The following is a 6,000-nucleotide window of genomic DNA, read 5'->3' on the forward strand; positions in this document are numbered from 1 at the left end:
CATTTTATCGTAGCTTCTGGTATATTAAACAAGTCGCTAAGATATATGGTTCATTGGTCAAGCGGTTAAGACGTCGCCCTCTCACGGCGAAAACAGGGGTTCGATTCCCCTATGAACTGCTATTTGATAACCTGGAAGTTTTTTCCAGGTTTTTTCTTTTTTATGCGTAATCTATAGTGCATGATAAAACTGCTTCGAATGAAAGACAGGCGAAAATAAAAACTATATTTATTGGAGGATTCCCATGAAGATTTTTAATACTCTTACAAGAACAAAAGAAGAATTTGTACCGATCAATGAAGGTAAAGTAGGAATCTATGTCTGCGGACCTACTGTATATGATTATATCCACATCGGAAACGCAAGACCAATGATCGTATTTGACACATTGAGACGGTATCTCACATATAAGGGATACGATGTAAATTATGTATCCAATTTTACAGATGTTGATGATAAGATCATCAAACGTGCAAATGAAGAAGGTGTTGATTCTAAGGTGATCTCTGAGCGTTTCATTGCAGAGACAAAGAAGGATATGGCAGCGATGAATGTACAGGAAGCTACGACACATCCAAAGGCTACCGAAGAGATCCCGGATATGATCGAGATGATCAAGACACTGATTGAAAAAGGACATGCATATGAAGTAAATGGCACTGTATATTTCCGTACCAGAAGCTTTGCAGACTATGGTAAATTATCCCATAAGAATATTGATGATCTGGAATCCGGACACAGAGCAGAGAACCATCAGCTTAAGGTTTCCGGTCAGGATGAGAAGGAAGATCCACTGGATTTCGTTCTCTGGAAGCCAAAGAAAGAGGGGGAACCGTTCTGGGAGTCACCATGGGGTGAAGGAAGACCGGGCTGGCATCTGGAATGTTCTGTTATGTCTAAGAAATATATCGGTGATATCATTGATATCCATGCAGGTGGTGAGGATCTGATCTTCCCACACCACGAAAATGAGATCGCACAGAGTGAAGCAGCAAATGATAAGGAATTTGCAAGATACTGGATGCATAACGGTTTCTTAAAGATCAACAACGAGAAGATGTCCAAGTCACTTGGCAACTTCTTTACAGTAAGAGAGATCGCAGACAAATATCCACTTCAGGTTATTCGTTTCTTTATGCTGTCTGCTCACTACAGAAGTCCATTGAACTTCTCGGCTGATCTGGTAGAGGCATCCAAGAATGGTCTGGAACGTATCCTGACTGCTGTTGACAAGTTAAAGTCACTTGCGCCGGCAGATGTGGAGGGTTCCGATGTTTCTGTCGAGGCAGAATTAGATGGATATACAAAACGATTTGAAACAGCTATGGACGATGATCTGAATACAGCAGATGCGATCTCAGTTATCTTTGAATTAGTAAAATATACAAATATCAATATTTCAAATGATACACCAAAGAAAACAGTAGATCTGGCAATCCGGACGATTGAGAAGCTGTGTGATATTCTTGGTATCATTACAGAGCGGGAAGAAGAACTGTTAGATTCTGATATCGAGGCTTTGATCAATGAACGTCAGGAAGCAAGAAAAGCAAAGAATTTTGCAAGAGCAGATGAGATCCGTAACATGCTCAGTGATAAGGGCATTATTCTTGAGGATACAAGAGAAGGAGTAAAATGGAAAAGAGCTTAGATCAGTATTTTACTGCGATATTAGGTGTAGAAGATTCCAATCCGGCAGAATATTCCGGGCTGGCGCTTGCTTATATAGGGGACAGTGTATTTGACCTTTTAGTAAAGACCGTTCTGGTATCAAAGGATAACAAGCAGGCATTCAAATATCATAAAGAAGCTATTCATATCGTAAATGCAGAGTCACAGGCAGGTTATATCGATCTGTTGGAAGAGAAACTGACCGAGCAGGAAATGGCGATATATAAGCGTGGAAGAAATACAAAGACACATTCCAAGGCAAAGAATGCGTCGGTAGGACAGTACAGGAAAGCTACCGGTTTTGAAGCGCTGATCGGCTATCTTTATCTGAATAAAGAATATGACCGTTTATTTGAGTTGACAAGAGACTGCCTGGAATCAAAACAACTGATTGAGCATTTACAATCTGATGATGTGGATTAGAAATGGAGCATAAGCATGGAAGAAAACAGAAATGAAAAGTTTGAGATAGAGGGTAGAAATGCAGTTATGGAAGCATTTCGTTCCGGTAAAACAGTTGACAAGTTATATCTGCAGGATGGCTGTCATGATGGCAGTATCAATTCAATCGTGCGTGAAGCAAAGAAGCAGGAGACGATTATTAATTATGTTTCGAAAGAGAAGCTGAACCAGATGTCTTCGACCGGGAAACATCAGGGTGTGATCGCTCATGTGGCAGCCTATGAATATTCAGCGATCGATGAGATCTTTGCAAAGGCTGAGGAAAAAGGACAGCCGCCATTTATCTTTATTTTGGATGAGATTGAAGATCCTCATAATCTTGGCGCGATCGTTCGTACAGCGAATCTGTGCGGTGCACATGGCGTTATTATTCCGAAACGAAGAGCGGTCGGAATTACAGCAACAGTTGTTAAGGCTTCTGCCGGTGCAATCGCATATACACCGGTGGTTAAGGTAACAAATCTGGCGAAGACGATTGATGAATTGAAAAAACGTGGTATGTGGTTTGCCTGTGCTGATATGGATGGAGAACTGATGTACCGCTGCAATCTGACCGGACCGATGGGACTTGTGATCGGAAATGAGGGTACAGGTGTCAGTCGTCTGGTAAAAGAAAAATGTGATTATGTTGTATCCATACCAATGAGTGGAGATATCGATTCATTAAATGCTTCGGTTGCGGCCGGAGTATTGGGATATGAGGTTGTCCGTCAGAGGATGGGTGTGAAATAGGGGAGTACCAGCGTCGTGGGTGTGTATGAAACAAATACCGATGAAGAAAATATCCGGTTGATCCGGGAAGAAAATGATAATGCCGCCTTTGAATATCTGATCAAAAAGTATATGGGAATCGTAAAGAAAGAGAGCCGTGCCCTGTATATTATCGGTGCAGAAAATGAGGACATCATTCAGGAAGGAATGATAGGGCTCATTAAAGCTATCCGAAGCTTTGACGGAAGCAAAGGGGCATCTTTTTCTACATTTGCAAATCTGTGTATCAAGCGACAGTTGATCACTGCGGTGAAGCTGTCGAATAGGAAGAAGCATTCTCCCCTTAATTATTATGTATCATTTTATACGGAAAATGACGATGATGTTGCGCTTGTGGATGAGCTGCAGGCAGACCAAGCATTTGAACCGGAGAATCAGATGCTTGGGCAGTTGGAATCCCAGAAGCTTGCGGAAGCGATTGATAAAAAACTCAGCAAATTTGAAAGACAGGTGTTAGAAGGATATCTTGCCGGAAAAAGCTATGATGAGCTAGCGGAAGCATTTGGCAAGCCGTATAAATCTATCGATAATGCGATCCAGCGAATACGAAAGAAATTACGGGATATAGAACAGGATTAAATATATATTTAATAAACAGGGTCAGGTCTGGAAATTGCAAAGAATAATTCGATAGTGACAAATGACCTATGAAAAAACTGAGCAAAAGATATGATTCTGGGGGAGCAGCTTATGATAAATTCTATAAATAAAAAAAATGGCCTGAGGAAAGTGATGATCATTGTCGGCATGTGCTTTGTCCTTGGGCTTTTTTCAGGATGTCTGGATTTATCGGATGAAACGAACGAAAATCAGACAGGAAATACAACAGAGAATATAACAGAATCGATTGACAGTACGGAAGCTACGTCAGATGAGCAGATAGCCTCGGAAGCGAATACCGGGGGCACAACAGACGATTTTGCCGGACTTACAGTTACTTTCTTAGATGTCGGGCAGGGGAATGCGGTGTTATTTTCCTGTGATGACCATTACATGATGATGGATGGAGGTCCGTCGTCAGCGTCTTCATTTGTCGTGGCATACCTGAAAAAACAGAATATAGAGTCACTTGATTATGTGATCGCGAGCCATTATGATTCTGATCATATAAATGGTCTGGTGGGTGTGTTGAATGTATTTGACACAGAGACTTTTATCGGCCCGGATTATGATGCAGATACAAAGATCTATGATTCGTTGATGGATAAGCTTGCGGCGCAGAACCTGACTGTTACATTCCCAAAGGCAGGGGATTCTTATACCTTTGGTGATGCGGTATTTACGATAGTAGCACCAATCACTTATAGTGATGATAATGAAAATGATAATTCTGTTGGAATTCGTATGACATATGGGGATACTTCATTCCTGATCTATGGGGATGGAGAAGAAGCCGGTGAGCAGGCAATGATCGCATCCGGAGAGGAACTTTCCAGTGACGTTCTGATGGTCAGTCATCACGGCAGCAGAAATGCCACAACAAAAGAGATGTTAGAGGCTGTTAAGCCCGGTTATGCGGTAATCAGCGTTGGGGCAGATAATTCATATGGACATCCGACCGAAGAAGTGCTTGATCGTTTGGCAAATGTAGGATGCACGGTGTATCGTACGGATCTGAATGGTACGATTCAGGCGTACAGTGATGGAAAAACAATTACTTTTATACCGGAACGGCAATCAGATATGTCAGGGGTGGGAGAAAATCAGAATCTGTCGGATGATACAACGAAAACAGATAATGTAACAAGAGAGAGTACGACAGAGAAAGTTCAGACGGAAATAGAAGCAGGATCAGAAAAGGCAGCAGAGCATACTTATATTATTAATACAAATACAGGAAAGTTTCATGAGCCGTCCTGCCGTTCAGTAAAGCGCATGAATGACAGCAATAAGAAAGAATATATCGGAAGCCGGGATGATCTGATCACGCAGGGGTATGAGCCATGTAAGATCTGTAATCCATAGGGTATGTTAAGAATGGGAGGATAAACGGATATGAAAAACAATTACAAATTTTTTCAGAATCGGGATTGTGAATTTTTCCCATGCCATAAAATAGAAAATGAAGATTCCTTTAATTGTCTGTTTTGTTATTGCCCCTTGTATCTGAAGGAAAACTGCCTTGGAAGTCCTGATTATATCTTAAATGGGAAAGGACAGAAAATCCGGGATTGCAGTAACTGTACGATCGTACATCGCCCGGAGATGTATGAAGCAGTGATTGCACAGTTTCAAAAGCAGGACTGTGTGGTATTCGTCAGTATTTGGGATCTGAAGGATGAAATCATGGCGCGGATCGCAGAGATTGCTTCATGGGAACAGATGGAGCCGGAGAGCAGAAAAGAGCATAAGGATGAAGCCGAGAAAACGGTTATGCGTTTTTTATCCAGATACAATAATCGAAACCGGTATCTGGTACCTGTACTTTTGCAGCCATTTTCCAGAGACTGTATTAAGTCTGATGGATTTATGCTCGGCAAAAAGAATATTTCATGCCGGATACTGGAACGAATAGATCCGTCAAAGATTACACAGGGATATCTGTATGCATTTCATGCCCCGGAGATCCGGATCAAGGAGATGGATTCATTACTAGGAACTTATTATCTGGAAACCTTTCAGATCGCATGTATGGATATTGTAAGAAAATGGATAAGAAAATACCTGGAACGAAAGCACAGTGTAGAGTTGGTGCATTACTGTAGTCCTTCTTTTGGACCCGGTTATTATGGAATGCCATTGGAAGCTGCCGGAATTCTTTGCAGCCTGATGGATACGGAACAGGTTGGAATCAGTTGGCATAAAGAACGAATGGAGCCGATGATGAGTCTTGCAGGAATTTATCTGATCAGTGAAGAACCACTGATACAGAACTGGAACGATTGTGAAAACTGTATCGGACAGTCCGTTGGATGTGAATACTGTATAAATAAATCCGGACATTAAAAAAGAGCTACTAACGGGAGTCGGACCCGTGACCTCCACATTACCAATGTGGCGCTCTACCACCTGAGCTATAGTAGCAACAACATTAGTTAATATATAGTAAAATGACGTATTTGTCAATAAGAGATTTGCTGAAAGTTATTGAAAATT

At 41.5% G+C, this 6,000-nt stretch carries 6 protein-coding genes and 2 tRNA genes; 7 read left to right on the plus strand and 1 reads right to left on the minus strand.

Annotated features, from left to right (window positions below):
- The first annotated feature begins 47 nt into the window (after nt 1–47).
- The 7 genes from CLOL250_RS07145 to CLOL250_RS14320 all read left to right on the plus strand — a co-directional run bounded on the left by CLOL250_RS07145 (nt 48) and on the right by CLOL250_RS14320 (nt 5,850).
- Nucleotides 48–119 (plus strand) — tRNA-Glu (locus CLOL250_RS07145).
- A gap of 125 nt (nt 120–244) precedes the next feature.
- The gene (gene cysS, locus CLOL250_RS07150; protein ID WP_008401607.1) at nt 245–1,651 is read left to right on the plus strand and encodes a cysteine--tRNA ligase; all 1,407 of its coding nucleotides are present in this window, start codon (nt 245–247) and stop codon (nt 1,649–1,651) included.
- Nucleotides 1,636–2,094 carry a Mini-ribonuclease 3 gene (locus CLOL250_RS07155; RefSeq protein WP_008401608.1) on the plus strand — a complete coding sequence of 153 codons (459 nt, stop codon included), beginning with the start codon at nt 1,636–1,638 and terminating at the stop codon, nt 2,092–2,094. Before cysS ends, CLOL250_RS07155 begins: the two co-directional genes overlap by 16 nt.
- 15 nt (nt 2,095–2,109) lie before the next feature.
- Complete coding sequence (gene rlmB / locus CLOL250_RS07160) at nt 2,110–2,865, plus strand: 23S rRNA (guanosine(2251)-2'-O)-methyltransferase RlmB (protein WP_008401609.1); 756 nt, start codon at nt 2,110–2,112, stop codon at nt 2,863–2,865.
- Between the two features lie 15 nt (nt 2,866–2,880).
- Nucleotides 2,881–3,483, plus strand: a complete 603-nt coding sequence (locus CLOL250_RS07165) for a sigma-70 family RNA polymerase sigma factor (RefSeq protein ID WP_008401610.1) — start codon at nt 2,881–2,883, stop codon at nt 3,481–3,483.
- 111 nt (nt 3,484–3,594) lie between these two features.
- Nucleotides 3,595–4,869, plus strand: coding sequence for a ComEC/Rec2 family competence protein (locus CLOL250_RS07170; RefSeq protein ID WP_274922256.1), 1,275 nt, complete (start codon nt 3,595–3,597; stop codon nt 4,867–4,869).
- Between the two features lie 30 nt (nt 4,870–4,899).
- Entirely contained in the window at nt 4,900–5,850 is a 951-nt protein-coding gene (locus tag CLOL250_RS14320; protein ID WP_008401612.1) for a cysteine-rich small domain-containing protein, read from the plus strand.
- A 5-nt stretch (nt 5,851–5,855) separates the two neighbouring features.
- On the opposite strand, the gene CLOL250_RS07180 is transcribed toward CLOL250_RS14320, so the two are convergent.
- Nucleotides 5,856–5,928: transfer RNA gene (locus tag CLOL250_RS07180), tRNA-Thr, on the minus strand.
- Between the last annotated feature and the right edge of the window lie 72 nt (nt 5,929–6,000).

The sequence above is a fragment of the Clostridium sp. L2-50 genome (assembly GCF_000154245.1).
Taxonomy (GTDB): domain Bacteria; phylum Bacillota; class Clostridia; order Lachnospirales; family Lachnospiraceae; genus Coprococcus.

Bases quoted from the DNA above. Each gene is read 5' to 3' on its own strand.
- cysS (WP_008401607.1), top strand. From the start codon at position 245: ATGAAGATTTTTAATACTCTTACAAGAACAAAAGAAGAATTTGTACCG.
- CLOL250_RS07155 (WP_008401608.1), top strand. From the start codon at position 1,636: ATGGAAAAGAGCTTAGATCAGTATTTTACTGCGATATTAGGTGTAGAA.
- rlmB (WP_008401609.1), top strand. From the start codon at position 2,110: ATGGAAGAAAACAGAAATGAAAAGTTTGAGATAGAGGGTAGAAATGCA.
- CLOL250_RS07170 (WP_274922256.1), top strand. From the start codon at position 3,595: ATGATAAATTCTATAAATAAAAAAAATGGCCTGAGGAAAGTGATGATC.
- CLOL250_RS14320 (WP_008401612.1), top strand. From the start codon at position 4,900: ATGAAAAACAATTACAAATTTTTTCAGAATCGGGATTGTGAATTTTTC.